Here is a 25,955-nt window from a genome sequence, read left to right on the forward strand (position 1 = left end):
AGGAGTGTCCTATGTCGACGAAACCCGGCCCCGGCCGGATCGCGCTCGCCAGCTACATCGGCAGCGTGATCGAGTGGTACGACTTCAACATCTACGGCCTCGCCACCGCACTGGTGTTCAGCAAGCAGTTCTTCCCCAGCTTCTCCGCGGCCGGCGGCACGCTCGCCTCGCTGGCGGCGTTCGCGGTCGGGTTCGTCGCCCGCCCGCTCGGCGCGCTCGTCACCGGACACTTCGGTGACCGTATCGGCCGCAAGTCCATGCTGGTGGCATCTCTGCTGACGATGGGCATCGCCACCACGCTCATCGGCGTGCTGCCGACCTACGCCACGATCGGCGTGTGGGCGCCGATCCTGCTCGTCGTACTCCGTCTGGTGCAGGGAATCGGCGTCGGCGGGGAATGGGGCGGCGCGGCGCTGATGGCCGTCGAGCACGCGCCCCCGAACCGCCGCGCGCTCTACGGTTCGTTCCCGCAGATCGGGATCCCCACGGGCATCCTGATCTCCCAGCTGGCGTTCTTGCTGATGACGCAGGCGTTCCCGGCGGACGCGCTGCAGTCGTGGGCCTGGCGGATCCCGTTCCTGTTCAGCGGGGTGCTCATCGTCGTCGGGCTGCTCGTGCGGGTGTCGATCACCGAGACCGAGGAGTTCGAGCGGGCTCGTGAGGCGCGCGACATCGCCCGGATGCCGCTGGTGGAGGTGTTCCGCCGCTCGCCGCTGCAGATGCTCGCGGGCAGCCTGCTGTCCTTCGCGGGGCCGACGCTCGGCACGTTCCTGTCGGTGTACATGGTCAGCTATGGCACCCAGCAGCTGCATCTGTCCTCGGGCACGATGCTGTGGATCACCGTGGCGCTGAGCGTGCCGTGGATCGCGATGATGCTCGGCGCCGGGCGGGCCGCGGACCGGCTGGGCCGGAAACGGATGTTCCTCATCGGTACCGCGCTGGCGGCCGTGGGCGTGTTCCCGATGTTCCTGCTCGTCAACACCGCGCTCGTGCCGCTGGTGTTCGCCGGGCTGTTCCTGATGACGGTGGCGAACTCGATCATCAACGGCGCCCAGCCCGCCATGCTCACTCAGATGTTCCCCGCGAGCGTCCGCTACAGCGGTTCCTCGACCTGCTATCAGATCGGGTCCATCGTGGGTGGCGGCATCGTCCCGCTGCTGGCCGCGTCTTCGTTCGCCCGGTTCGGCACCTCGACCGCGGTCGCGATCCTGATCGGCGGCGTCTGCGCCATCAGCCTGCTCGCGGTGCTGCCGGTGAAGCGGAGTCTGCTCGACGTCGGCGCTTCCGTGCCCCGATCGGAGACGGCACCGTTGACCATTCAATAAATGAAGAATAGGGTCGGCCCATGGCGCGTGGGCATGAGGCTTCGGGGTGGGGCGGCAACGGGCGTGGCGGCAGCGTGGCGCGGGTGGTGGAGGCGTTGCGCAGTGACGGGCCGTCCTCGCAGGCCGCGCTGGCCCGCCGCACCCGGCTCTCGCCGGCCACGATCAACAACATCGTCAAGGAGTTGCGCGGCGAGGGCGCCGCGGAGGTCCGGCGGGTCAACGGACGTGAGTCCGTGGTCTCGCTGGTGTCCAGCCATGGCGCCGTGATTTCGGTCCAGGTCAACGTCACCTCGTTGCACGCGGCGGTGTTCGACTTCGCCCACCGCGCCCGGCACGACGTCACGATTCCGCTCCGCGAAGCCGAATCCGAGGGAGGCAGCCCGGAGGCGGTGATCGACATGGTGCGGTCACTGGTCGCCGACGCCGGTCTCGGGACGGCGGACGTGACGGGGCTGGCGGTCGGCATGCAGGCGCCGATCGCCCGCCCGACCGGCGTGGTCACCTCGTGGGCGCGGCTGCAGCTGCCGCGCTGGAAGGACGTGGTCATCGCCGACCGGCTCGGCGGCGAGCTCGGTGTTCCGGTCGTCGTGGAGAACGACGCCAACCTCGCCGCGCTCGCCGAGTGGACCTGGGGCGCCGGTCAGGGCACGGACACGTTCCTCTACGTCCTGTGCTCGGAACGGGTCGGCGGCGGCCTGATCCTCGAAGGCCGGATCCACCACGGCGGGGACGGGCTGGCCGGCGAGATCGGGCACATGGTGCTGGAGCAGGGCGGCCCGGTGTGCTTCTGCGGCAACCGCGGCTGCCTCACCACGTTCGTCGCCGAACGCCCCATCCTCGCCGCGCTCGAAGCGGCGGGCGGGGCGACCGGGTCGCTGGCCGGGGTGATCGACGCCGCGCGCGGCGGGGATCCCGCCTCCTCCCGGGTGCTGTTCGAGGCCGGCCGACACCTCGGCCGCGCCTTCGCGAATGCCGCGAAACTCGTTGCGCCGTCAGTGATCGCAGTCGGCGGGCTGCTCGGCTCGGCGGGTTCGCTGGTCTTCGGCGGGCTGGACTCCTCAGTCGAAATCAACAGCCTCCGCACGGTGGCGCCCTCGCTGTCGGTCGAGGTCGCGCGCCTGGGAGCCGATGCCACGCTGCTGGGCGGGGTCGCCGCCGCGATGGATCACCTCGGAAACGGCCTCAGCGCCCTGCCGGAGTGGATGAAGGCGACCGGGCCCGCTCGATCGTTCACTTCCTGAATGCTTTCACGGCTCATCGTTGACTTCGCGGTGAACGTTCGTACGATGACGTCATTCCTCCTTCCGGAAAACGTTCAAAGTCCGAACGGTTCAAAGGATCTCAACGATGAGAAGTCATCCCACGAGCGCCGCCCCCGGTCCCCAGGACGCGGCCACGCTGCCCGCCGACGATACGGTCAGCGAAAACAAGAGCGTGTTCGTCCGCCTGACCCTGATGATGCTGCTCGAGTTCGTCGTGTTCGGGTCCTGGTTCGCGACCTTCGGCCTGGTCCTCTCGACCTACCACCTGCCGGCGATCATCGGCACGGCCTACTCGCTCGCAGCCATCGCGGCGATCGCCTCGCCGATGTTCCTCGGCGCGATCGGCGACCGGTTCCTGGCCGCGCAGAAGAGCCTCGGTATCGCGCACATCGCGGGCGGCGTGCTGATGCTGTTCCTGCCCGCCGTGGTCAAAGCCGGTAACGGTGGTCTCGCGCTCCTGCTGATCTTCGTCTACTGCCTGTTCTTCCAGCCCACCCTGGGGTTGGCGAACGCCATCGGGTTCCGCCACCTCGGCAGCGACAAGCGGCTTTTCCCGTACGTCCGCGTGTTCGGCACGTTGGGCTGGGTCGTGGCCGGGGCGGGCGTCGGCTGGCTGGGCCTTTCGGCTTCGGTGAACGTTTTCTCCGTGACCGCGATCGCGAGCTTCGTGTTCGGCCTGTACGCGTTCACCCTGCCGGCCACACCGCCGCCCGCGAAGGGCGTGCGGTTCTCGATCGGCGACGTCGTGGGCTCGAAGGCGTTCGTGATGTTCCGCAACCGCAACTTCGCGGTGCTGATGGTCTGCGCGCTGCTGACGTCGATCTCGCTCGGCGTCTACAACACTTACGCCTCACCGTTCCTCGGCGCGCTCGGCATCGGCAACGTCGCCGGCGTGCTTTCGCTGGGGCAGGCGACCGAAGTGGCCTTCATCGTCACGATTCCGTTCGTGCTCAAGCACATCGGCATGAAATGGGCGCTGCTGACAGGCATGGTCATGTGGGGGATCCGGTTCGCCGTGTTCATCGCCGCGGCCGGCGGGGACCACTGGCTCGCCATCCTGGCCGTCGCGCTGCAGGGCATCTGCAACGACTTCTTCCTTGTCCTGGCAGCGATGTACATCGGCGAGGTCACGCCGGTGGAACTGTCCAACCAGGCGCAGAACATGCTGATCATGGTCGTCTCCGGGTTCGGTTCGCTGGTCGGGGCGTTCGTCTCCGGTGAGATCTACGACTCCGTGGTGGGCTCCGACGCTTCGGCCGGCCCGTCGGCCTGGACGCCGATCTGGATCGTCCCGATCGTCACGGCCACGATCACCGCCATCGTGTGGGCGACGCTGTTTCGCCACGGCCGCAAGGAAAAGCCGGTGCCGTTCGTTCCCGTCAGACAGCACCAGTGACAGAACAGGTAATCATGAGCACTACACCGAAAAAGCACTACGACGCGCTCGTCGTCGGTTCCGGCGCCGCGGGCAGTATCGCGGTCAAGGAGCTGACCGAGCGCGGGATGGACGTCCTGCTGCTCGAAGCCGGGCGCGACATCACCAAGGCCGATTTCGTGCCGCAGCCGCCGAAACCGCCCGCGGCGATGAGCATCGACCTCGGCGGGCGGCTGCGCGCGATGCTGAAGGGTCAGCACATCCAGTCGCGGCGCGCGATGTACCAGGAGCAGAAGAACCCGTTCCTGGTCAACGATCTGCAGCACCCGTACTCCAGCAAGGGCGGGGATTTCCTGTGGATCCGCGGGAAACAGCTCGGCGGGCGCCTGCACTCCTACGGGCGCGTGCTGCTGCGGGCCTCGGACCACGAGTTCAAGGGCGCCACGATGGGCCTCGGCGGTGAGGACTGGCCGATCTCGTACGCCGATCTCGCGCCGTACTACGACCGGGTCGAGGAGTTCATCGGGCTCTACGGCACCGAAGAGGGCATCGAGAACCTGCCGGACGGCAAGTACCGGGGCCCTTCGCTGCTGACCGAGACCGAGAAACACTTCAAGAGCACCGTCGAGGAGCGCTGGTCCGGGCGGCACGTGGTGCCGTGGCGGTACGCGGCGCCGAACCCGCACCGGGTGCCGCTCGGGATCGTCGCCGCCAGGGAGACCGGCCGGCTGACCACGCGCACCGACGCGCTCGTGCGGCGGGTCACGGTCGACCCGAAGACCGGCAAGGCGGACGGGGTCGTGTTCGTCGACCGGCACACGAAGCGGGAACACCGCGTGTACGCCGATGTCGTGGTGTTGTGCGCGTCCACGATCGAATCGGTGCGGCTGCTGCTCAATTCCGGCACCGATGGCCACCCTGACGGGCTGGCGAACTCCTCCGGGTTGCTGGGCCGGTACTTCATGGATCAGACCCCGAGCCTGTTGTTCGGTGATGATCCGGCGCACCCGGGGTTCGAGACGATCGACCCCGCCCCGCCGGACCCGTACTATCCGCCGGTCGGCGGGATCTACATCCCGCAGTTCGACAACGTCGGCGAGATCACCGAGACCCGGTTCGCGCACGGCTGGGCGATGCAGGGCACGGTCGGCAGGATGCCCGTCCCCGACGGCCATCCCGGCACGGTCGGGCTCATGGGGTTCGGCGAGATGCTCCCGTATCGCGACAACCGGATCACCTTGCATCCGCGGCGCCAGGATGCCTGGGGTATCCCGATTCCGCGGGTTCGGCTGAGTATCACCGACAACGAGCGCGCGCTCATGCGGGCGCAGGTCGCGGGCCTGCGCGAGATGGCGAACGCCAGCGGGTACCGGGTCAACTTCGCGGGTTCCGCGCTCGGCCTCGACTCGCGGAAGGTGTGGCCGGAGGCCGATCCGATCAGCCGCGCGATCTTCCTGCTGGCCTTCAAGAAGAGCATGGCGATGGGGGCCGCGATCCACGAATGCGGCGGCGCGCGGATGGGCGCGAACCCGAAGACCTCCGTGCTCAACGCCTACAACCAGACCTGGGACGTGCCCAACCTGTTCGTCACCGACGCGAGCTCGTTCGTGACCAACGGGGCGGTGGGGCCCACGCTGACGATCATGGCGCTCACCGCGAGGGCGTGTGAATACATCGCCGAGCAGCACGCCGACGGCGCGCTCTGAACGGGGGGAGGAGTCACCGATGTTCGAGAACTTCCTGATCCGCGAGGACAGCCTGCGCAACGACCGGCGTGACGGGAAGGTGGTGGGTTTCTCCCTTGCCGCCCGCAACGCCAATTACCGCGGCGTGTACCTGTCGCTGCACAACGGTTACTACCTCGAGGTCGACGGCGTCCACTACCCGACGGCCGTGCAGTCCTTCGAGATCAACGGTAAGCCGCCGCGCGGTTTCGACGAGATCCGCACGGCGGTGTGGGAGCACTGGGATTACGACGACGAAGGCATCCTGCACGTCGCCGCGCCCGGCGGGCTCGCGCCCGGCGAGCACACGATCCGGTTCCAGCAATCGGTTCTGGCCGCCTACGGCTATCTGCCCACGGACGAGGAATGGGTGAAGAACCCGCCGGTGCCCGGTTCCGGGGCGGGTTCGGACAAGGCCCCGCAGATCGTGTCCTACACGCTTACCCTGAACGAGGAGGAGAACTGATGGCCATCAAGCGCGGCGTTTCGCTCTACAGCTACCAGCAGGCCCAGTTCTTCAAGGACCTGGATCTGGAGGGCATGCTCCGGGAGGTCGGGGAGCACCTCGACGGGGCCGACGGCATCGAGATCGTGGACGAGATGTCCTTGCGCTACCCCGATCCCGGCGAGGAGTTCGTGCGCGAGTGGTTCGGCTGGATGGAGCGCTACGGCACCCGGCCGGTCGCGATGGACGTCGGGATGGACGTGCTGCAGTTCCGCGATCACGTGATGTCCATCGAGGAATGCGCGGACCGGCTGCGCCACGATCTGCGGCTCGCCAAGCGGTTCGGGTTCGCGAACGTGCGGGTGCTTTCGGTCGTGCCGATCGACGTGCTGACGTCCGCGTTGCCGCTGGCCGAGGAGCTGGACATCCGGCTGGGCAAGGAGATCCACCAGCCGATGCCGCTGGAAGGCAAGCAGGTCACCGAAATCCTCGACGTCGTGGAGCGCACCGGGACCCGGCACCTGGGGATCGTGCCGGACCTCGGGATCTTCCAGTTCCGCCCGTCCGAGGTGCAGCTGGAGTGGTTCGGGCGGCGTGGGGCGCGGGAGAGCGCCCGCCAGGCGTCGGTCGAGCTGGCCGGGCAGCTGCGCCGGGGAGAGGCGCCGTTCGGGTTCGTCGACATGTCGTTCAGTACCGCCGGGAACCTGCGTGGCGACTTCCGCCGCTTCCTCACCACCGGCGAATGCGATCCGGCGTTCACCGAAACCTTCCACGGGCTGCGCAAGTACACCGACGAGCTGGTGGAGAACGCGCAGGAGATCGACTACGTGGTGGTGGCCGAGGCGATCATGCTTTCGGACACCAAGGCCGACACGCTGCGCGAGCTCGCCGGGCACGTCACGCACGTCCATGGCAAGTTCAACAACATGTCGCCCGTGCCGGGCAGGCCCGGCCAGTTCCAGGAGGCCTCGATCGACTACGAGGCCGCGATCGGCGCGCTCAAGGCCGGTGGGTTCGATGGCTACATCAACACCGAGTACGAGGGACAGCGCTACTTCCAGGACCGCGGCCGCGAGGATCTGATGAGCGAGGTGGACCAGGTCCGCAGGCACCAGGAAATGCTGGGAAGGCTGCTCGCATGACCGGGAAACTGGTGGCGTACATAGGTTCCTACCGCGACGCGGCCGGGGACGGCGGCGGGATCACGGTGCTCGACGTGAGCCGCGACGGCCGGTCTCTGACCCCGGTGAGCCACGTCGGGGAGCCGAAGGAAGCGGGCTATCTCGCCTACGTCGGCGGCACGCTGTATGCGGTCGACGAGCGCAAGAACGACGGCCGGGGCCCGGTGGAGCCCGCGGCGAGCGTGCACGCGTTCACCGTCGACCAGGGCGACGGCAGCCTGACGTGGCTCAATGCGCGGCGCGCGCCCGGGCCCCGGCCCACGTTCCTGTGCGCGGACGAGGCGGGGAAGGTGCTCGTCACGGCCAACCACGGGGATTTCGAGCACGTCGAACGCGTCGTGCGCACGCCGGAGGGCGGGTGGGACGTCGAGTACCTTTACGACGACTCCACGGTCATCCTCTACGGACTGGAAGACGACGGCAGCCTCGGCGAAATCCGGGACCTCCACGTGTTTTCCGGTCATGGCAAGGATCCCAACGGCTCGCCGCAGGCCGGCGGGCACGCGCAGGCGAGCCCGCACGCGCACTGCGCGGTGATCGACCCCTCCGGGCGCCACGTTTTGGTGTGTGACAAGGGAACCGACCAGATTTTCGTGTTCGCGCTCGGCGACACGCTGGAGCCGGAGTTCACGTACCGCTTCGAGGAGGAGACCGGGCCCCGGCATCTCGCCTTCGAACCCGGCACCGGGCGCGTCTTCGTCACGTGTGAGTTCTCGTCCGAGCTGGTCTCGTTCGACTTCGACGCCTCCTCCGGGAAACTGCGGCTGCTGGACCGGGTGTCCACCGTCGCGTCCGGACACACCGGCGGCAACGAACCCGCCGAAGTCCGTGTCCATCCACGCGGGGGTTTCGTCTACGTCAACAACCGCGGCGAGGACTCGCTGGCCTGGTTCCACACCAACCACAATGGACAGTTGCTGCGGCTCGGGCACGTTCCCCTCGCCCGGTCGCTGCACCCCGGGGTCGCGGCGCGAAGCTTCGCCTTCGACCCGTCCGGGAGTTTCCTCCTGCTCGCCGACCGGCCGGCGGGCCTCGTCCGCTCCTTCGCCGTCGACGCGGAGGAATGCCGTCTCCGTCCACTCGCGACAGTCGCTGTCGCCGAGCCATCCTTCGTCGCTTTCGCGGAGCTGCCATGACTGTTCGAGCTGCCATCCTCGGGACCGGAATGATCGGTGAGGTACACCGGCGGGCCGCATTGCTGGCGGGTGCGGAGGTGGTTGGCGCGATGGCGTCGACGCCGGAGCGTTCGGTGGAGGTGGCGGCGCGGTGGGGGACCGCGCCGGTGTCGTTGGAGGATCTGGCCGTCCTGGCGCCGGATGTGGTGCATGTCTGCAGCCCGAACGGTGTGCACGCCGAGCACGTCGAAGCAGCGGTCGCGGCGGGTGCCCACGTGATCTGTGAGAAGCCGTTGGCGGTGGGTGTCGATGCGGCGGAGTGGCTGGCGCGGCTGGCTGAGGGGCGGGTGGCGACGGTGCCGTTCGTGTACCGGTTTCATCCGCTGGTGCGGGAGATCCGGGCGCGTGTGGTGGCGGGGGAGTTCGGGCGCTGGCAGTTGTTGCATGGGAGTTATTTGCAGGATTGGTTGTTGTCCCCGTCGGCGACGAGTTGGCGGGTGGATTCCGCGGCGGGGGGCCCGTCGCGGGCGTTCGCGGACATCGGGTCGCATTGGTGTGACCTGATGGAATTCGTGACAGGGGAACGGATCGAGTCGGTGACCGCGGCGACGGCGATCACGGTGCCGGAGCGTGCGGGCGGGAAGGTGGACACCGAGGACGCGGCGACCGTGGTGTTCCGGACGGTCTCGGGTGTGCTGGGGTCGGTGACGGTGTCGCAGGTGGCGGCCGGGCGGAAGAACCGGTTGTGGTTCGAGTTCGATGGGGCGTCGCGGTCGGCGGTGTTCGATCAGGAGAACCCGGAAACGGTGTGGCTGGGTTCGGAGGCGTCGGCGGAAATCCTGGCGCGCGATCCCGGGCGGGGGTCGGGCGAGCAGCGGCGGTTGTCGTCGTTGCCGCCCGGGCATGTGCAGGGGTATGCGCAGTGTTTCGAGAATTTCGTGGCCGACACCTACGCGGTGATCGGGGGTGAGCACCGGGACGGGCTGCCGACGTTCGCCGACGGGGTCCGCTCGGCGCGGATCGTCGACGCGGTGATCGAGTCCGCCCGCTCGGGTCAGTGGGTGGCAGTGAAGGAGGAATCATGAACCAGCCGGTCACGCTGTTCACCGGGCAGTGGGCGGATCTGCCGCTTGAGCAGGTCGCGAAGCTGGCGGCGGAATGGGGCTATGACGGGCTCGAACTGGCCTGCTCGGGTGATCATCTGGATGTGTGGCGGGCGGTGGAGGAGCCCGGCTATCTCGACGGCCGCCGCCGGATCCTGGAGCAGCACGGGCTGAGGTTGTTCGCGATTTCCAACCACCTCACCGGGCAGGCCGTGTGTGACGACCCGATCGACTTCCGGCACGAGGCCATCGTGCGCCCGCGCGTGTGGGGGGACGGGGACGGCGAGGGCGTGCGGCAGCGCGCGGCGAAGGAACTGACCCTGACCGCACAGGTCGCGCGGCAGCTCGGGGTGGACACGGTGGTCGGGTTCACCGGGTCGAAGATCTGGCCGTACGTGGCGATGTTCCCGCCTGTGCCGGAATCGGTCATCGACGCCGGCTACGAGGACTTCGCGCGCCGCTGGAACCCGATCCTGGACGTGTTCGACGCCGAGGGCGTGCGGTTCGCGCACGAGGTACATCCCAGCGAGATCGCCTACGACTACTGGTCCAGCGTCCGCACCCTCGACGCGATCGGGCACCGTGCCGCGTTCGGGTTCAACTGGGACCCCTCCCACATGATGTGGCAGCACCTCGACCCGGTCGGGTTCATCTGGGACTTCCGCGACCGCATCTACCACGTCGACTGCAAAGACACCCGGCTCCGCCCACCCAACGGCCGAGCCGGCGCGCTCGGCTCACACCTACCCTGGGGCGACCCCCGCCGCGGCTGGGACTTCGTCTCCACCGGCCACGGCGACGTGCCCTGGGAAGACGCCTTCCGCGCGCTACGCGCCATCGGCTACACCGGACCGATTTCGGTCGAATGGGAAGACGCCGGAATGGAACGCCTGCAAGGCGCGGCCGAAGCGGTCAAGTTCGTGCGCTCCCTGCTGTGGAAAACACCCACCGCACGATTCGACGCAGCCTTCAGCCACCGCGACTGAACACCGGGATTGACGCCCGCGCGCACCGAATGCACGCTGACTGCACCAGTGCGTGGAGGACGACATGACCGATGACGCCCCCGTCCTCGACGGGGTCCACCACCTCAAGCTCCCGGTCAGCGATCTCGGCCGCTCCCGGGCTTGGTACGAGTCGCGGCTGGGGTACCGGGTCACCACCGAGTTCACCGAACACGGCGAGGTCATGGGCCTCGCGATGACCCACCCCAGCGGCGGCCCGATGCTCGCGTTGCGGCTGGACCCGGAGCGCGCCGCGGCGGCCGCCGGGTTCGATTACTTCTCGATCGGAGTGCCGACGAAGGAGGCGATCGAGGCGCTGGCCGAGCGGCTGACCGGGTTCGGCGACAGCCACGCCGGCGTGCATTTCGCGACGATCGGCTGGATCCTGCCCGAGACCCACGACCCCGACGGCCACGAGATCCGCTTCTACACCACCCAGCACCACACCGGCGTCGAAGACCCCGAGATCCGGCGGGTGGACGACGCCGAAGCCACGGCCGCCCGCCGCGAGCGGGCCGGTCCGTGAAACCAGCTGGACGGAGAGTCGAAAACAAGACCCATGGGTCGAATCCCGCTACACTGGCGTTTTCCGGTCCGCGAAGGAAAGCGACTGCCCTGTGGCCAAGACGTCCGCCGCGCCCAAGGAATCCAGCCGTGTCGAGCGGCGGCGGGACAGGCGCAAGGCCGAGATCGTGCGCACCGCCACGAGACTGCTGTCGGAGTACGGCTACCAGGGCATGAACCTGGAGGACGTCGCCGAGCAGACGGACATCGCGAAAGCCACGCTGTACCACTACTTCTCCGGTAAGGACGAGCTCGTCGCGGCGGTCCTCGAAGGGCTGACCGTGGAGGTCACCGAGCGGCTCGAAGCGGCACTGGACGAGGTGCGGGAGCAAAGCCACCTTGAGCAGCTCCGCGTGCTCATCCGCGAGCAGGTGCGTGTCCTCACCGAGACCGCGCCCGAGGTCGCGACGCTGTTCTCGTGGCCGAAGAGCTGGCCCGAGGCGTTCGAAGGGGTCATCAAGGACAGCCGCCGCAGGCACGACGCCGTCTTCCGGCGCGTGGTCGGCGCGGGGGTCGCCGCGGGCGAGTTCGACTGCCCCGATCCGGCGGTGGCGCTGCACTGCCTGCACGGGGTGTTGAACCAGTCCACGCTGTGGTTGCGGCCGTCGCTCCCGTCGAGGAAAAAGGCCGAACTGCGCGAAGCGGTGGTGAGCACCGCAGCGCGCATGTTCAGCCTCGAAGCGTGACTCAGCCCGCCATGGTGAGTCCGCCGCTGACGCTCAGCACCTGACCGGTCACGTAGTTCGCGCGGTCGGAGGCGAAGAACAGCACGGCGTCGGCGATCTCTTCCGGCTGCGCGAGCCTGCGGAAGGGGATGGCGCGCACCAGCCCGTCGCGCACCTTGTCCGGCAGCGTCGCGAACAGCGGGGTGTCCGTCGGGCCGGGGCAGACGCAGTTGACGTTGATCTTGTACCGCGCCATTTCGCGCGCCAGCGACTTCGTGAAGGAGATCAACCCGCCCTTGGTGCCGGCGTAGACGGTCTCGCCGAGGCTGCCGACCCGGCCGGCGTCGCTCGCGATGTTGACGATCTTCGTGGTGGCCTGTTCGGCGAGTATCGGCTCCAGCAGGGCCTTCGTGAGCCGGACCGGGCCCAGGAAGTTGACCGCCACCAGTGCTTCCCAGAGCGCGTCGTCGTTGTCCATGAACGGCTCGACCCGGTCGAACCCGGCCGCGTTCACGATCACGCCCGGCAGGCCGTGCGCGGCGATCACCTCGTCACGCAGCGTTTGAATCGCCTGCGCGTCGGACAGATCCGCCTGATGAGCCGTGCCGCCGATGGCGCGGACCGTTTCGGCGAGCCCTTCGGCGTCGCGGTCCACGGCCGCGACCGTCGCGCCCGCACGGGCCAGGGTCGCCGCGATGGCGCGGCCGATGCCGGACGCGGCGCCGGTCACCACGGCCACCTTGTCGTCGAGTTCCACTGCGTTGCCTCCTCGCTGAGCACTTCCCCAGCACGGTACTCAGCCGGAGGGCATTTTTTCAACCCATGAGTCAAATTTCATCCTGACTGGTCGGGAACCCGTAGGTGTGGTTGACTGCGAGAGCAGCGACGCGACCGACCGGAGGGCCTGACCATGGGTTTCGAGGACTACCAGCAGCTGACGTTTTCCCGCCGCGACAACGGGGTCCTGCTCATCACGCTGGACCGGCCGGACAAGTACAACGCGGCCGACGAGCAGATGCACGGCGAGCTCGCCAGGGTGTGGAAGGACGTCGCGGCCGACCAGGAGACCCGCGTCGCGGTGATCACCGGCGCGGGCAAGGCGTTCTCCGCCGGCGGTGACCTGGCGATGGTCGAGCGGATGGCGGGGGACTACGACCGGGTCTCGCACATGCTCGACGAGATGAGCGACCTGGTCTACAACATCATCAACTGCGACAAGCCCATCATCTCGGCGATCAACGGGGTCGCGGTCGGCGCGGGCACCGTCGCGGCGCTGCTCGCCGACGTCGCCATCGCCGCCGAGGACGCGAAGATCGGGGACGGGCACGTGAAACTCGGCGTGGCCGCGGGGGACCACGCGGCGATCATCTGGCCGTTGCTGGCCGGAATGGCGAAGGCGCGCTATTACCTGCTCACCGGCGAAATGATCACCGGGGCGGACGCCGAGCGCGTCGGACTGGTGGCGAAAGCCCTGCCGCGCGAACAGGTTCTGGACGAGGCGCTGCGCGTCGCGGACACGCTCGCCACCGGCGCCCAGCACGCGATCCGGCTGACGAAGCGTTCGCTGAACAACTGGCTGCGCACCGCGGGCCCGACGTTCGACCAGTCGGCCGCCTACGAAATGCTCACCTTCATGGGCCCGGACGTGATCGAGGGCTACACCGCGCTGCGGGAGAAGCGGGCGCCGCGCTTCCCGTCCACGCAGAAGTGATGGTCATGCCGCCAGAGTCGACGGTGCGCTGAGGGAAGCCGAAACCCGCGCGACGAACTCCGCGTTCGACTTCGTGGTGCGGACCTGCTCCAGGAACTGCTCGGCGGCACGCTTCGGCTCGTGGCTCGACAGCGCCCGCCGGACTTCGGCCAGCACGGCCAGCTCGGCGGGCGGCACGAGCAGCTCGTCGCGGCGCGTGCCGGAGGCGAACAGGTCGATCGCCGGGAACACCCGGTGGTCGGCGAGGGTGCGGTCGAGGCGCAGTTCCGAGTTGCCCGTGCTCTTCAGTTCCTCGAAGAACACCGTGTCCGCAAGGGAACCCGTGCCGACGAGCGCGGTGGCGATGATGGTGAGGGAGCCGCCGCCTTCGATGTTGCGGGCCGCGCCCAGGATCTTCTTCATCGGGTGTAGCGCGCTGGCGTCGACACCGCCGGAGAGGATGCGGCCCGAAGCGCGGGCGGCGAGGTTGTACGCGCGGCCGAGGCGGGTCAGCGAATCGAGCAGCAGCACGACGTCGCGGCCCGATTCGACCAGCCGCTTGGCGCGTTCGACGGCCAGCTCGGCCACCGCCGTGTGCTCGGCGGGTTTGCGGTCGAACGTCGAGGCGATCACCTCGCCGTGGATGGTGCGCTGCATCTCCGTGACCTCCTCGGGCCGCTCGTCGGCGAGCAGCACCATGAGGTGCACGGACGGATGGTTCGCCGCGACGCCCTGCGCGATCGCTTGCAGCACAGAGGTTTTCCCCGTGCGCGGCGGCGCGACGACGAGCGCGCGCTGGCCCTTGCCGATCGGCGCGACGAGGTCGAGCACCCGGGTGGTGAGCCTTTCGCGGGTGGTCTCCAGCACCAGCCGCTCTTCGGGGTGCAGGGGCGTGAGCTTTTCGAAAACCGGGCGCTCGCGCACCGGCGCGGCGCCGTTGAGGAGGACCAGCTCTTCGTCCTCCACGACGATTTCGTCGCCGCGGCGCAGATCGTGCGCGCGGACGAGTCCAAACGGGACGGTTCTGCCGTCCACAGTGGCCGTTTTGCCACGGATATCGAGAATTCCTTGGTACATGGGTGAACTCCAGAGAGGAAGGGCGATCGACGCGTGCGCGGATCGCCGGAACGAACGAACCCTCGAACCGGGTTCGCGGGGGTGAAGAGAGATCTCGCCGGGCGGCTGGGCCGACATCCGTGCGGATCAAGTGCAGGATAGCTCAGGCGGTCGATGCCGACAAGTACCGGCTTCCTGCATGTCCAACAGACGCGGGCGCCGGATTGTTCCCGCCCGCCATCTTTGCCGCCCCAGTCGGCATGTTGGCCGTTCCCGCTCGTGAGTTGGCCGTTCCCGTCGACGTGTTGGCGTTCCCGTTGGTGAGTTGGCCGATGCGGGGGGATCCATCACGAGGCCAAGGGGCCAACACACCCTCGCCAAACGCCAACGCGTCGACGGGAGGGGCCAACGCGTCGACGGGAGCGGCCAAGACGTGGACGGGAGCGGCCAACACGCGCCTGGCCGAACTGCCTGACAGGCGCGTGTCAGCACCGTGTCAGCACGGTGAGCCAGTGTGTGGTCGAGACAACCACCACGAAAGGAAAATCCGGTGACGCAGACCGTTCCCGTCCCGCAGGGGCTCCCGATGGAGCGCGACTCGGGCCCCTTCGACCCGCCCCGCCGGGTCACGCAGCTCCGCGACGCCCGCCCGGTCAGCCCGCTGGCCTTCCCCGACGGCCACGACGGCTGGCTGGTCACCGGGTACGACGCCGTCCGCCAGGTGCTGGCCGACACCAGATTCAGCTCCCGCCAGGACCTCGGCGTGGTGCACGTGCCGTACGAAACCCCCGGCATGCCCGCGCCCACCGAGCCGTCCCCGCAGCTGCCGGGCCTGTTCATCGCGATGGACCCGCCGGAGCACACCCGGCTGCGCCGCAAGCTCACCGGCACCTTCACCGTCCGGCGGATGAAGCAGCTGGAAGAGCACATCGCCGAGATCGTCGAACGGCAGCTGGACGAGCTGGCGAAGCTGACCCCGCCGGTCGACCTCGTCAAGGAGTTCGCGCTCCCGGTGCCCTCGCTGGTGATCTGCGAACTGCTCGGCGTCCCGTACGAGGACCGGGCGGACTTCCAGGCCAACTCCGCGCAGTTCATGGTCAAGGACCAGACCATCGAGGAGAAGATGGGCGCGTTCGGCGCGCTGAACAGCTATCTCGGCGAGCTGGTCACCCGCAAGCGCGCGGAGCCCGGCGAGGACATCCTGTCCGACCTGGCCCGCCAGGAGGACCTCGGCGTCGACGAGCTGACCGGGATCGCCTTCCTGCTGCTGCTCGCGGGCCACGAGACGACCGCGAACATGCTGTCGCTGGGCACTCTCGCGTTGCTGGAGCACCCCGAACAGGCCGCCGAGCTGCGCGCGGACCCGGAGCTGTTGCCCGGTGCCGTCGAGGAGCTCCTGCGCTACCTTGCCGTCGCGGACATCTTCTTCCGCTACGCCACGGAGAACGTCGAGATCGGCGGCGAGACGATCACCAAGGGGTCGACCGTCGTGGTCTCATTGCTGGCCGCCAGCCGCGATCCCGAGCGCTTCGAGGACGCCGGCACGCTGGACATCCACCGCAACGCCCGCGGGCACACGGCGTTCGGCCACGGCGTCCACCAATGCCTCGGCCAGCAGCTGGCCCGCATCGAGATGCGCGCCGGGTTCGGCGGGCTGCTGCGCCGTTTCCCGACGCTCGCCCTCGCCGTCCCCGTGGACGAGGTGAAGCTCCGGACGGACATGAACATCTACGGCGTCCACGAGCTCCCGGTCACCTGGACCGACACGGCGGACTGAGCCGTGTCAGAGCGGTGTCAGGGCCGTGGCGGCCGGGACACCGATGCTGACCGCATGACGAGTTCAGCGATCGCGGTCTCCGGACTGCGGAAAGCGTACGGGGACAAGACCGTGCTCGACGGCATCGATTTCGAGGTCCGTATGGGCACGGTCTTTTCCCTGCTCGGCCCCAATGGGGCGGGCAAGACGACGACGGTGAACGTGCTGACCACCTTGCAGAAGGCCGACGCCGGGACGGTGCGGGTGGCCGGGCACGACGTCGCCACCGAAACCAGGGCCGTGCGCGCCGTGCTCGGGGTGACCGGACAGTTCGCGGCCGTGGACGAGCTGCTGACGGGCCGGGAAAACCTCGAACTGATGGCGGACCTCAAACGCGTGAGCAGGCGCGTGGTGGCCCCGTTGCTGGAGCGGTTCGAACTGGCGGACGCCGGCACGAAGCTGGTGTCGGCCTATTCCGGTGGGATGCGGCGGAAACTGGATCTGGCGATGACCCTGGTCGGCGACCCGCGGATCATCTTCCTCGACGAGCCGACGACGGGGCTCGATCCCCGCAGCAGGCGCACGATGTGGGCGATCGTCCGCGAGCTGGTGGCCGACGGCGTCACGATCTTCCTCACCACCCAGTACCTCGACGAGGCCGATCAGCTCGCGGACCGCATCGCGGTGCTCGACCATGGCCACCTTGTCGCGCAGGGCACCTCCGAGGAGCTCAAGCGCCAGATCCCCGGCAGCCACGTCCGGCTCCGGTTCGCCGACTTCGCCACCCTCGACGCGGCGGCCCGGATTTTCGCCGACGCCACCCGGGACGACGACGAGCTTTCCTTGCGCGTGCCCGGCGACGGCGGTTCGAAAGCACTGCGGTCCCTGCTGGACCGGCTCGGCGAAAACGCGCTCGAAGCCGAGGAATTCTCCGTGCACACACCGGATCTCGACGATGTCTTCCTCGCGCTGACCGGGCGCGCGAGCGCGGAGGTGACCGCATGAGCAGCGATGCGACGATCATGTTGCGGCGCAACTTCAAGCACAGCATCCGGTACCCGATCACGGTGTTCAACTCGGTGCTGCTGCCGATCGTGATGATGCTGATGTTCGTCTTCATCTTCGGCGGCGCCTTCGCCGTCGGCGTGGACTACGTCGACTACGCGACACCGGGGCTGATCGTGATGACGATCTGCTACGGGCTGGGCGCGACCGCGACGGCGGTGAACTCCGACATGACGAAGGGGATCATCAACCGGTTCAAGGTGATGGACGTGTCCCGCGGCGCCGTGCTGACCGGGCACGCCGTCGCCACCACGCTGCGGATCCTGATCGCCGTCGCGGCGCTCGTCGCGGTGGCCTTCCTGATCGGGTTCTCCCCGTCCGCGAGTTTCGCCGACTGGCTGGCCGTGATCGGGCTCGTCGCGCTGACCGGTTTCGCGGCGAGCTGGCTCACGGTCGCGCTGGGCCTGTTCTCGAAGACCGTGGAATCGGCGGGGCTGGCCGTCGTGCCGCTGGTCATTTTGCCGTTCCTCAGCACGGCGTTCGTGCCCGCGGAGACGATGAAACCCGGCATCCGGCAGTTCGCGGAGTACCAGCCCTTCACGCCGATCATCGAAACCCTGCGCGGGCTGCTGACCGGCACGCCGACGGCCGGGCACGCGATCGCCGCCGTCGCGTGGTGCCTCGGGATCACGATCGTGGGCTACGTCTGGGCGTTGTCCACGTTCAAGAAGCGAGCGTGACCTCGACGAGCCGGCCCCAGCTCGTCGACGCTCCTTCGCGAGCCGCCTCGGCATACCCCTCGCTGCCGAGGCGGCTCCGGACGGCCTGCTCGATCCGCGGCACGTCCGGGTGCGACAGGTCCTGCACCCCACGCAGGGCGGCACCGGCCGCGAGCAGCCGCGCGGCTTGCTCGTACTGGTCATGCCGCAACGCCTGATCCGCCACCCCGACGAGCGCTTGCGCGATGCGAGGCGGGTAGCCGGCCTCGGCCGCCGCCCGGCAGGCCGCCTCGCGATGCGCGCGGGCTTCGGCCAGATCGTCGGTGAGGTAGCCGAGCAGATCCTGTGCTATGGCACGGATATGCGGATGTTCCGCTTCCTCGCCCAGTAGCGTTGTCGCGGTGGCGAGCTGTCGGCGCGCCTCGGGGGCGTCGCCGCGCCAGCGGGCGAGTTCCGCCTTCGACAGGGCCAGGATGGCCAGCGCGCCGGGCCAGGTGACCCCTTCCGCGTAACGCCCGGCGTCGGCCATCGTGGCCGCGCTGGCGTCTTTTTCGCCCAGCAGCCAGAAAAGCTGGGCCTGCCGCGCCCGGAGCGGGATGATGTCGTCGGCCGAGCCGATTTCGGTGAGGGGCGCGATGGCCTCGTCGTAGTACGCGATCGCGCGGGCGAACTCGCCGCGCGTCGCGATCCGGTCCGCGAGTTCGGTCAGTGCGAACGAAATCCCGAACCGCTCACCGAGCGCGCGGAACTCGCCGAGCGCCGTTTCGAGGTACGCCTCCGCCTCCGGCCCGCCCCGGCCGGTGATGATCCGCATCTTGCCGAGGTGCAGCCGGGCCAGCGCGCGTGCCCACGGATCTTCGTTGTCCAGCAACGCTTCGAGCGCGGGCAGCACCTCCTCGGGCGCGGTCAGCATGCGTTCCAGCGGGACGATGAACCCCATCAGCGGATGCCGGGATTCAGCGCCGACGCTGTACTTGTGTGCCTGGCGGATCCAGTGCGCCGCCTCGTTTTCGTCGCTCGGGCCGGAGCTGACGAAGTGCGCGACCAGTCCGTACACGGTGGCGCGCAGGCCGTCGCTCACCTCGCCGGGCAACTGGGTGGCCGCGGTGATCAGCTCCAGGCCCTCGTTGCGGTGCCCGCCGAGCCACCAGTACCAGCCCGCGCCCGCGGCGAGTCGCATCGCTTCCCGCGCCTCGCCCGCGGCGAGCGCCCCGCGCATCGCGGAGGCGAGGTTGTCGTGTTCGGTTTCCAGTGTGGCGAGCCACTGCACCTGGTCCGCGCGGCGAAGACGTGGCTCCGCCGTTTCGGCCAGCTCGGTGAAATATGCGAGATGCGCCTGGCGCGCCGGCTCCGACTCCCCGGCTTCCTCCAGCCGATGGCGCGCGTACTCCTTGATCGTGCCGGTCATCCGGTATCGCGGGACGCCCGAGTGTTCCGCTACCAGCAAGGATTTTTCGGCCAGCGCGGTGAGCAGTTCGAGCACCTGCGGCGCTTGACCGGCGCAGACGCGCTCGGCCGCTTCCAGGCTCGCGCCGCCGGAGAACACCGAAAGCCCGCGCAGCACAGCGCGTTCCGCTTCGGTGAGCAGCTCCCAGCTCCAGTCGACCACCGCGCGCAGCGTGCGATGCCGGGGCAGCGCGGTGCGGCTCCCGCTCGTCAGCAGCCGGAACCTGTCGTCGAGCCGGTCCGCGAGCTGGTCGATCGACATGGTGCGCAGCCGGGCCGCGGCCAGTTCGATCGCCAGCGGCATCCCGTCGAGCGCCCGGCAGACGCGCACCATCGTCGACAGCGTGCCGGCGTCGGCCGCGAAATTCCGGCTCACCGCGCCTGCCCTGTCCCGCAGGAGCCGGATCGCGGGGGAGGACTCGATCTCGGCCGGAGCCGCGTCGCCTGCCGGGACGGCGAGCGGCTCGACCGGCCACAGCGCCTCGCCGGTGATCCCGAGCGGCTCCCGGCTCGTGGCGAGGATCCGCAGGCGGCGGCATTCCCCGAGAACCCGGTGCGCGAACTTCGCCGCCGACTCGATGACGTGCTCACAGTTGTCCAGAACCAGCAACGTTTCCCGGTCGCGGATCGCGGCGATGAGCCGGTCCGTCAGCTCCGCGTGCGACTCCTCGCCGAGCAGCGCGTCACGGAGGCCGAGCCCGGTGAGCGTCGACTGCGCGATGTTGTCCGCGCTCGTCGTTTCGTTGTCCGGGCCGAGCACGGCCAGTTCCACCAACCAGGCGCCGTCGGGCAGATCGTCGAGCAGGGTGCGGGCGGTTTCCGTGGCGAGCCGGGTTTTCCCGGAGCCTCCGGGCCCGATGACCGTGGTCAGCCTGTGTTCGGCGACGAGCTCGCGGACCGCGGCGACGTCGGCGTCCTTGCCGACGAAACTGGTCAGTTCCGCGCGCAGGTTGGTCTTCCGGCTCTCCTCCCGCCGCCTCAGCTCGCCCCGCAGCAGCGCGACGTGCAACGCGGACAGCTCCGGCGACGGGTCGACGCCCAGCGCGTCGGCCAGCGCCTCCCTCGTGCGCTGGTACACGAGCAGCGCCTCGTTGTCCCGGCCCGTCGCGGCGAGCGCCCGCATCAGCGCGGCGACGAGCTTTTCCCGCACCGGGTTCGCGGCCACGAGATCGGTCAGCTCCGCGACGACCTCCGCCTCGTTGCCGAGGTTCAGCTCCGCGTCGAACCTGTCCTCCAGCGCGGTCAGGCGCAGCCCTTCGAGCCGGGTGACCGCCGCGTCGAGCGCCGCGCTGTCCGGCAACCCGATGTCCTGCATCGCCGCACCCCGCCACAAACCGAGGGCCTCGCGCAGCAGCCGGATCCGTTGCGGGCCCTCGATCGTGCGGGCGCGGGCGGCCAGGCGCTCGAACCGCACGGCGTCGACGGCTTCGGGCTCCGACCGCAGCCGGTAGCCATCCGGCTGCCCATCGACCGCGCCTTCGGGCAACACCTTCCGCAGCCGGGAAACCAAGCGCTGCAAGGCATTCGTCGCGTCGGCCGGTGGACGCTCACCCCAGATCCAGTCGACGAGGGTGGCCTTCGGGACCACGTGCCCCGGCTCCAGCGCGAGAGCGATCAGCAGCCCGCGCAACCGCGCGCCCGGCACGTCGGCGAAGGCGCCGTCGTCCGTGCGGACCTCGAACGGTCCGAGCAATCCGATCTGCACCCTTCGATTTTGGCACGGACGAGCGGCGGACCTCGTCAGCCTGCGCTGAAGCAGCTCGCGGGCCGCGCGAGCCCGAGGTTCTCCCGCAGCGTTTTCCCGGTGTACGCGTCGCGGAAGATGCCGCGCTTGCGCAACTCCGGCACGGCCAGCCGGACGAAATCCTCGAAGGCACCGGGCAGGTGCGTGGCCGCGATGACGAAACCGTCGCACGAGCGGGATTCGAACCAGTCCTGCATCTGGTCCGCCACCTGCGCGCCGGTGCCCACGAACCGCGGCCCCTGCAACAGGGTCGCGCGGTGCCCGGCGAGTGTGCGCAGCGTCAGCGGCTGGTCACCCACGTGCCGTTTCACGCCCTGCACCAGCCCGCGCATCCCGGTCACGGAGTTGATCAGCTCGTCGGTGACCAGATCGTCGAGGGAATGCCCGGAGAAGTCGTGGTTCATCACCTCCGAGAGCAGGGTGAGCGACGCCATCGGGTGCACGAGTTGGTCGAGGAACACCGCCTCCTTCTCCTTGGCGATCGTCTCGGTCTCGCCGACGATCGTGTAGGCCATCGGCAGCAGCCGCACCTTCTCGGTGTCGCGGCCTTCGGCGGCCACGAGTTCTTTCTGCTCGCGGTAGTGCTCGAGCGCGATCTCGCGATCCGGGTCCGCGGTGAAGATCAGATCCGCCCAGCGCGCGGCGAACTTCCGGCCGCGGCCGGACTGCCCCGCCTGGATGATCGGCGGCCTGCCCTGCGGCGGGCGCGGCACGGTCAGCGGGCCCTGGACCGAGAAGTACCGGCCGCGATGGTCCAGCTCGTGCACCTTGCCCGGGTCGGCGAAGATACCGGTCTCGCGCTCGCCGAGGATCGCGCCGTCCTCCCAGGAATCCCAGAGCTTGCCGACCACCTCGATGAACTCCTCGGCGCGGTCGTAGCGCTCGTCGTGCCCGAGGTGCTCCCCGATCCCGTAGTTGCGGGCCTCGGAGTCGTTGACCGAGGTGACGACGTTCCACGCGGCCCGGCCGCCGGAGAGGTGGTCCAGCGTCGCGAAGGCGCGCGCGACGTGGAACGGCGGATAGTAGGTGGTCGAATAGGTGGCGCCGAGGCCGAGATGCGAGGTCGCCGCGGCGGCCGCGCCGAGCACCGCGGTGAGGTCCAGCTTGATCGGGCGGGCGCCGTAGCGGACGGCTTCGCCGGGGGAGTTCCCGTAGATCGACGGCATCGCCAGCCGGTCGTCGAAGAACATCAGGTCGAAGGTGCCCTCCTCGAGCACCCGCGCGATCCGCTGGTAGTACCGCAGATCCAGGTAGTCCGGCGCGGCGCTCGGGTAGCGCCACGATCCCGAGTAGACGGTCACGTTCGACGCCTGCATGAAGCCGACGAGCGTCATCGAGTCCGGGCGGTTCATCGTTGCCTCCTTGGGGAATTCACAGTCCGAGCAGATCGGCGGTACGGGCGACCGTGTCGGCGTGGCGCAGATGCGCGGCGTCGACGAGCATTCCGTCGAGCGCCGTCGCGCCACGGCCCTGTGCCTCCGCCTCGCGGTAGGCGGCGACCAGCCGGCGCGCGTGTTCGATTTCTTCCGGCGTCGGCGCGAAGGCCGCGTTCGCGATGTCCACTTGGGACGGATGGATGGCCCATTTGCCGACGTATCCCATCGCCGCGGCGCGGTCGCACGCCGTGCGGTACGCGTCGGGATCCCGGTAGTTCGGGAACGGCGCGTCGATGGCGTCGATCCCCGCGGAGCGCGCGGCCACGATCACCCGCGCCCGCGCGTAGTGCCACAGATCCCCGGGATAGTCGACGAACGGGTCGAAGTTGGTGTCCACGCGCGCGCCCTGCGAGGCCGAAAAGTCACCGGCGCCGAAGATCACGGCCTCCAGGCGATCGCTCGCGCGCACGATCTCGCCGACGTTCTCCAGCCCTTCGGTCTCCTCGATGAGGACTTCGAGCCCGATCCGCTTTTCCAGCCCGAGTGTTTCCTCCAGCTGCGTCAGCAGGACGTCGACCCACCACACGTCACGCGCGCGGCGGACCTTCGGCACGATGATCACGTCGAGTGCTTCGCGTGCTTCGGTGACCACTTCGATGACGTCGCCGTGCGCCCAGCGGGTGTCGACGCCGTTCATCCGGATCGCCCGCGTCGTGGCGCCCCAGTCCAGCTCCCGCAACGCTTTCGCGGCTTTGCCGCGGGATTTCTCCCGCTCCGCCGGGGCGCAGGCGTCCTCCAGATCGAGGAACACCAGGTCCGCCCCGGAGGCCGCGGACTTCGCGAACATCCACTCGTTGCTGGCGGGCGTGGCGAGTTCGGACCGCCGCGGCCGGATCATCAGATCACTCCTTTTTCGCTCAGTTCCGCGAGTTCGGCGTCGCCGAGGCCGAGCCGCCCGCGATACACCTCGTCGTTGTGCTCCCCGATCCGCGGGCCGAGGTGGTCGATCCCGCCCGGTGTCGCCGAAAGCCGGGGCACCGGCGCCTGCACGGTCATCGAGCCCAGCTCGTCGTCCGGGATCCGGGGGAACACGCCGCGGGCGGCGAGATGTTCGTCGGCGACGAGCTGTTCGGCGTTGTACACCGGGGCGGCCGCGACCTCGGCCTCCTCGAACACCGCCATCGCGTCGTCGAGCGTGCGCTCGGCCACCCAGTCCGCCACGACCCGGTCGATCTCCGCCGCGTTGCGAAGCCGTTGCTGCGCCTCGGCGAACCGCGGATCGGTGGTGAGATCGGCCCGGCCGACCGCGCGCAGCGCCCGCATCGCGATGGTCGGCGCGCTGCCCGACATCGCCAGCCAGTGCCCGTCCTTCGTGCGGTACACGTTGCGCGGAGCACTGATGTCCCAACGGTTTCCGGTACGTCCCGGCACCGTGCCGAGCTGGTCGCGGGTCAGCACCGGCTGCTCGATCAGCCGCGCCAGCGGCTCGACGAGGTTCACGTCGATGAGCTGGCCGGGTCCATTGTGGACGTCGCGATGGTAGAGCGCCATCATCACCGCGTAGGTCGCGTTGAGCGCCGCGACCCCGTCGGCGAGCATGAACGAGGGGAGTGTCGGCGGCCCGTCGGGTTCGCCGGTGAGGTGGGCGAACCCGCTCATCGCCTCACCCAGCGTGCCGAACCCGGGCCGGTCGCTCTTCGGGCCACCGGCGCCGAACCCGGTGACGTGCACCATGACCAGCCCTGGGTTGAGCTCCGCGAGGCGCGGGTGGTCCAGCTCCCATCTGTGCAATGTGGACGGACGGAGGTTGATCACCAGGACGTCGGCGTCGGCCACCAGCCGTCGCAGCAGCGCGCGTCCCTCCGGCAGCCGGAGGTTCAGGGTGACGGACTTCTTGTTGCGCCCCAGGCTCTTCCACATCAGCCCGACGCCGTCGCGCTGCGCGCCCCACTGGCGCACCGGGTCACCGGAACCCGGCTGCTCGATCTTGGTCACGTCGGCGCCGAACTCGCCGAGCCACGTCGCCACCAGCGGGCCCGCCGCCAGCGAGGCGGCGTCGATCACCTTCAGCCCCGCCAGTGGCCTGGTTTCACCGCTCATTCCTGCCCTCCAGAACAACGTCCGCGGCCGCCACGCGGGTGCGTGGTGTGCTCCGCATGCCGAATCCCCACGCCAGCGCCCCGATGAGCGCGAGCAGGGCCGCGAGCCCGAGCGGCGCGAGGAAGGAACCGGTGGCGTAGGCGACGGCGCCGGTGACGATCGGCCCGAGGATGCCGCCGACGTTGCCGATCGCGTTCACGAAACCCGTGGCCGAGCCGGTCAGGTTCAGGGCGCGCATGACGTCCTGGGTTGCCGCCCAGACCGCGCCGTTGGCGGTGATGATGCCCGCCGTCGAGATCGACAGGCAGGCGATCGCGAGCGCCGAGGACGACGCGAGCGCGGTGCCGACGATGGCCAGCGCCGCGATCATCCCGCCCACCAGCACGATCTTGCGGGCGTTCAAAGTGGACACTCCGCGCCGCAGCGCGAAGTCCGAGAGCCGCCCGCCGAGGATGCCGCAGAAGAAGGCGACCGTCCACGGGATCGACGTCGCGAAGCCGGAGTGGAGCACCGTCATGTGCCGGTCCTGCACCAGATAGCTCGGCAGCCAGGTGATGAAGGTGTAGAGAATGTAGAGCAGGCAGAAGTAGCCGCCGGTGATCGCCCAGATGTCGCGGTGCCGGACGATTTCACCCCACGGCGCCCGGCCGTCCTGCTTCGGCGGTTCCTGGTCGCGCAGGATCAGCTGCCGCTCGCGCTCGGAAAGTTTCTTGTCGTCGAGCGGGTTGCGGTACCACGCGTACCAGATCACCGCTACCAGCAAGGAAAGCACGCCGGTGGCGATGAAGGCGCTCTGCCAGCCGAACCCGCTCACCAGGTAGGCCAGGATGGGCGGGCCGACCGCCGAACCGAGCGCGACGCCCGAGATGAACATGCTGCTGCCGGTGGCGCGGTCGGATTTCGGCAGCCAGTCCGCCAGCGTCCGGATCGCCGCCGGGGCGAACGGCGCTTCGCCGATGCCCAGCAACAGTCGAGGGCCGAACAATGCGCCCGCCGAGCGCACGAGCGTGGTGAGGAAACTCGACACCGCCCACACGAGCAACGCGAGCGAATACAGCACGCGCACCTGGATGCGGTCGACGAGCATCCCCGCCGGCAGGTTGAACAGGGTGTAGGTCCAGGTGAAACTGGAGAGCAGGAGGCCCATCACCGCGGCGTTGGTGTGGAACTCCTTGGTCAGGATCGGCGCGGCGATCGAGAGGTTGACGCGGTCGATGTAGGCGATGGCCGTGATGATCAGGACGAACGTCGCGACCAGCCATCGGCGGTGATCCTTCACTGTGCTTCCTCCTCGCACTTC

At 69.2% G+C, this 25,955-nt stretch carries 22 protein-coding genes; 15 read left to right on the forward strand and 7 right to left on the reverse strand.

Translation table 11 applies throughout. From position 1 onward, the window contains the following. Positions 1-11 precede the first annotated feature (11 nt). The 11 genes from FPZ12_RS05590 to FPZ12_RS05640 all read left to right on the forward strand — a co-directional run bounded on the left by FPZ12_RS05590 (position 12) and on the right by FPZ12_RS05640 (position 11,784). The gene (locus FPZ12_RS05590; protein WP_144746115.1) at positions 12-1,325 is read left to right on the forward strand and encodes an MFS transporter; all 1,314 of its coding nucleotides are present in this window, start codon (positions 12-14) and stop codon (positions 1,323-1,325) included. A 20-nt stretch (positions 1,326-1,345) separates the two neighbouring features. Next, on the forward strand, positions 1,346-2,566 hold the full coding sequence (locus tag FPZ12_RS05595; protein ID WP_144746114.1) for an ROK family transcriptional regulator: 1,221 nt from the start codon (positions 1,346-1,348) through the stop codon (positions 2,564-2,566). A gap of 106 nt (positions 2,567-2,672) precedes the next feature. After that, a complete protein-coding gene (locus FPZ12_RS05600; protein WP_144746113.1) occupies positions 2,673-3,983 on the forward strand; it encodes an MFS transporter in 1,311 nt (436 codons plus the stop codon). A 14-nt stretch (positions 3,984-3,997) separates the two neighbouring features. Further along, a complete protein-coding gene (locus FPZ12_RS05605) occupies positions 3,998-5,668 on the forward strand; it encodes a GMC oxidoreductase (RefSeq protein WP_144746112.1) in 1,671 nt (556 codons plus the stop codon). Positions 5,669-5,687: 19 nt separating this feature from the next. Further along, positions 5,688-6,152, forward strand: coding sequence for a C-glycoside deglycosidase beta subunit domain-containing protein (locus FPZ12_RS05610; RefSeq protein ID WP_144746111.1), 465 nt, complete (start codon positions 5,688-5,690; stop codon positions 6,150-6,152). Next, positions 6,152-7,273 (forward strand): sugar phosphate isomerase/epimerase family protein, encoded by a 1,122-nt coding sequence (locus tag FPZ12_RS05615; RefSeq protein WP_208025759.1) that lies wholly within the window; start codon positions 6,152-6,154, stop codon positions 7,271-7,273. Before FPZ12_RS05610 ends, FPZ12_RS05615 begins: the two co-directional genes overlap by 1 nt. Next, the gene (locus tag FPZ12_RS05620) at positions 7,270-8,448 is read left to right on the forward strand and encodes a lactonase family protein (protein ID WP_144746110.1); all 1,179 of its coding nucleotides are present in this window, start codon (positions 7,270-7,272) and stop codon (positions 8,446-8,448) included. The genes FPZ12_RS05615 and FPZ12_RS05620 overlap by 4 nt, the downstream gene beginning before the upstream one ends. Next, entirely contained in the window at positions 8,445-9,512 is a 1,068-nt protein-coding gene (locus tag FPZ12_RS05625; RefSeq protein WP_208025760.1) for a Gfo/Idh/MocA family protein, read from the forward strand. The genes FPZ12_RS05620 and FPZ12_RS05625 overlap by 4 nt, the downstream gene beginning before the upstream one ends. Continuing rightward, entirely contained in the window at positions 9,509-10,516 is a 1,008-nt protein-coding gene (locus FPZ12_RS05630; protein WP_144746108.1) for a sugar phosphate isomerase/epimerase family protein, read from the forward strand. Before FPZ12_RS05625 ends, FPZ12_RS05630 begins: the two co-directional genes overlap by 4 nt. A 64-nt stretch (positions 10,517-10,580) precedes the next feature. Next, positions 10,581-11,060 (forward strand): VOC family protein, encoded by a 480-nt coding sequence (locus FPZ12_RS05635; protein WP_144746107.1) that lies wholly within the window; start codon positions 10,581-10,583, stop codon positions 11,058-11,060. A 91-nt stretch (positions 11,061-11,151) separates the two neighbouring features. Further along, on the forward strand, positions 11,152-11,784 hold the full coding sequence (locus tag FPZ12_RS05640; RefSeq protein ID WP_144746106.1) for a TetR/AcrR family transcriptional regulator: 633 nt from the start codon (positions 11,152-11,154) through the stop codon (positions 11,782-11,784). Position 11,785: 1 nt separating this feature from the next. Here the strand turns inward: FPZ12_RS05640 and FPZ12_RS05645 are convergent, their stop codons facing one another. Beyond that, positions 11,786-12,520 (reverse strand): SDR family NAD(P)-dependent oxidoreductase, encoded by a 735-nt coding sequence (locus FPZ12_RS05645; RefSeq protein WP_144746105.1) that lies wholly within the window; start codon positions 12,518-12,520, stop codon positions 11,786-11,788. Positions 12,521-12,673: 153 nt separating this feature from the next. Between FPZ12_RS05645 and FPZ12_RS05650 the strand changes: the two genes are divergently transcribed. After that, a complete protein-coding gene (locus FPZ12_RS05650) occupies positions 12,674-13,474 on the forward strand; it encodes an enoyl-CoA hydratase/isomerase family protein (protein ID WP_144746104.1) in 801 nt (266 codons plus the stop codon). Between the two features lie 3 nt (positions 13,475-13,477). Here the strand turns inward: FPZ12_RS05650 and rho are convergent, their stop codons facing one another. Continuing rightward, the gene (rho, locus tag FPZ12_RS05655; RefSeq protein ID WP_144746103.1) at positions 13,478-14,530 is read right to left on the reverse strand and encodes a transcription termination factor Rho; all 1,053 of its coding nucleotides are present in this window, start codon (positions 14,528-14,530) and stop codon (positions 13,478-13,480) included. Positions 14,531-15,059: 529 nt separating this feature from the next. Here rho and FPZ12_RS05660 point away from each other — a divergent pair. The 3 genes from FPZ12_RS05660 to FPZ12_RS05670 are packed head-to-tail and all read left to right on the forward strand — an operon-like array spanning position 15,060 to position 18,010. After that, positions 15,060-16,286, forward strand: a complete 1,227-nt coding sequence (locus FPZ12_RS05660; protein ID WP_144746102.1) for a cytochrome P450 — start codon at positions 15,060-15,062, stop codon at positions 16,284-16,286. A 54-nt stretch (positions 16,287-16,340) separates the two neighbouring features. Beyond that, positions 16,341-17,270, forward strand: coding sequence for an ATP-binding cassette domain-containing protein (locus tag FPZ12_RS05665; RefSeq protein ID WP_144746101.1), 930 nt, complete (start codon positions 16,341-16,343; stop codon positions 17,268-17,270). After that, positions 17,267-18,010, forward strand: a complete 744-nt coding sequence (locus FPZ12_RS05670) for an ABC transporter permease (RefSeq protein WP_144746100.1) — start codon at positions 17,267-17,269, stop codon at positions 18,008-18,010. The genes FPZ12_RS05665 and FPZ12_RS05670 overlap by 4 nt, the downstream gene beginning before the upstream one ends. On the opposite strand, the gene FPZ12_RS05675 is transcribed toward FPZ12_RS05670, so the two are convergent. The 5 genes from FPZ12_RS05675 to FPZ12_RS05695 are packed head-to-tail and all read right to left on the reverse strand — an operon-like array spanning position 17,994 to position 25,934. Beyond that, complete coding sequence (locus FPZ12_RS05675) at positions 17,994-21,140, reverse strand: ATP-binding protein (RefSeq protein ID WP_144746099.1); 3,147 nt, start codon at positions 21,138-21,140, stop codon at positions 17,994-17,996. The two genes, FPZ12_RS05670 and FPZ12_RS05675, sit on opposite strands and share 17 nt — an antisense overlap. A 35-nt stretch (positions 21,141-21,175) precedes the next feature. Next, positions 21,176-22,531 carry an LLM class flavin-dependent oxidoreductase gene (locus FPZ12_RS05680; RefSeq protein WP_243769683.1) on the reverse strand — a complete coding sequence of 452 codons (1,356 nt, stop codon included), beginning with the start codon at positions 22,529-22,531 and terminating at the stop codon, positions 21,176-21,178. A 19-nt stretch (positions 22,532-22,550) separates the two neighbouring features. Beyond that, positions 22,551-23,453, reverse strand: a complete 903-nt coding sequence (locus FPZ12_RS05685; RefSeq protein WP_144746098.1) for an HpcH/HpaI aldolase/citrate lyase family protein — start codon at positions 23,451-23,453, stop codon at positions 22,551-22,553. Beyond that, positions 23,453-24,655 carry a CaiB/BaiF CoA transferase family protein gene (locus FPZ12_RS05690; RefSeq protein ID WP_144746097.1) on the reverse strand — a complete coding sequence of 401 codons (1,203 nt, stop codon included), beginning with the start codon at positions 24,653-24,655 and terminating at the stop codon, positions 23,453-23,455. The genes FPZ12_RS05685 and FPZ12_RS05690 overlap by 1 nt, the downstream gene beginning before the upstream one ends. After that, entirely contained in the window at positions 24,645-25,934 is a 1,290-nt protein-coding gene (locus FPZ12_RS05695) for an MFS transporter (protein ID WP_166462586.1), read from the reverse strand. The genes FPZ12_RS05690 and FPZ12_RS05695 overlap by 11 nt, the downstream gene beginning before the upstream one ends. Positions 25,935-25,955 lie beyond the last annotated feature (21 nt).

The sequence above is a fragment of the Amycolatopsis acidicola genome (assembly GCF_007713735.2).
Lineage (GTDB): Bacteria > Actinomycetota > Actinomycetes > Mycobacteriales > Pseudonocardiaceae > Amycolatopsis_E > Amycolatopsis_E acidicola.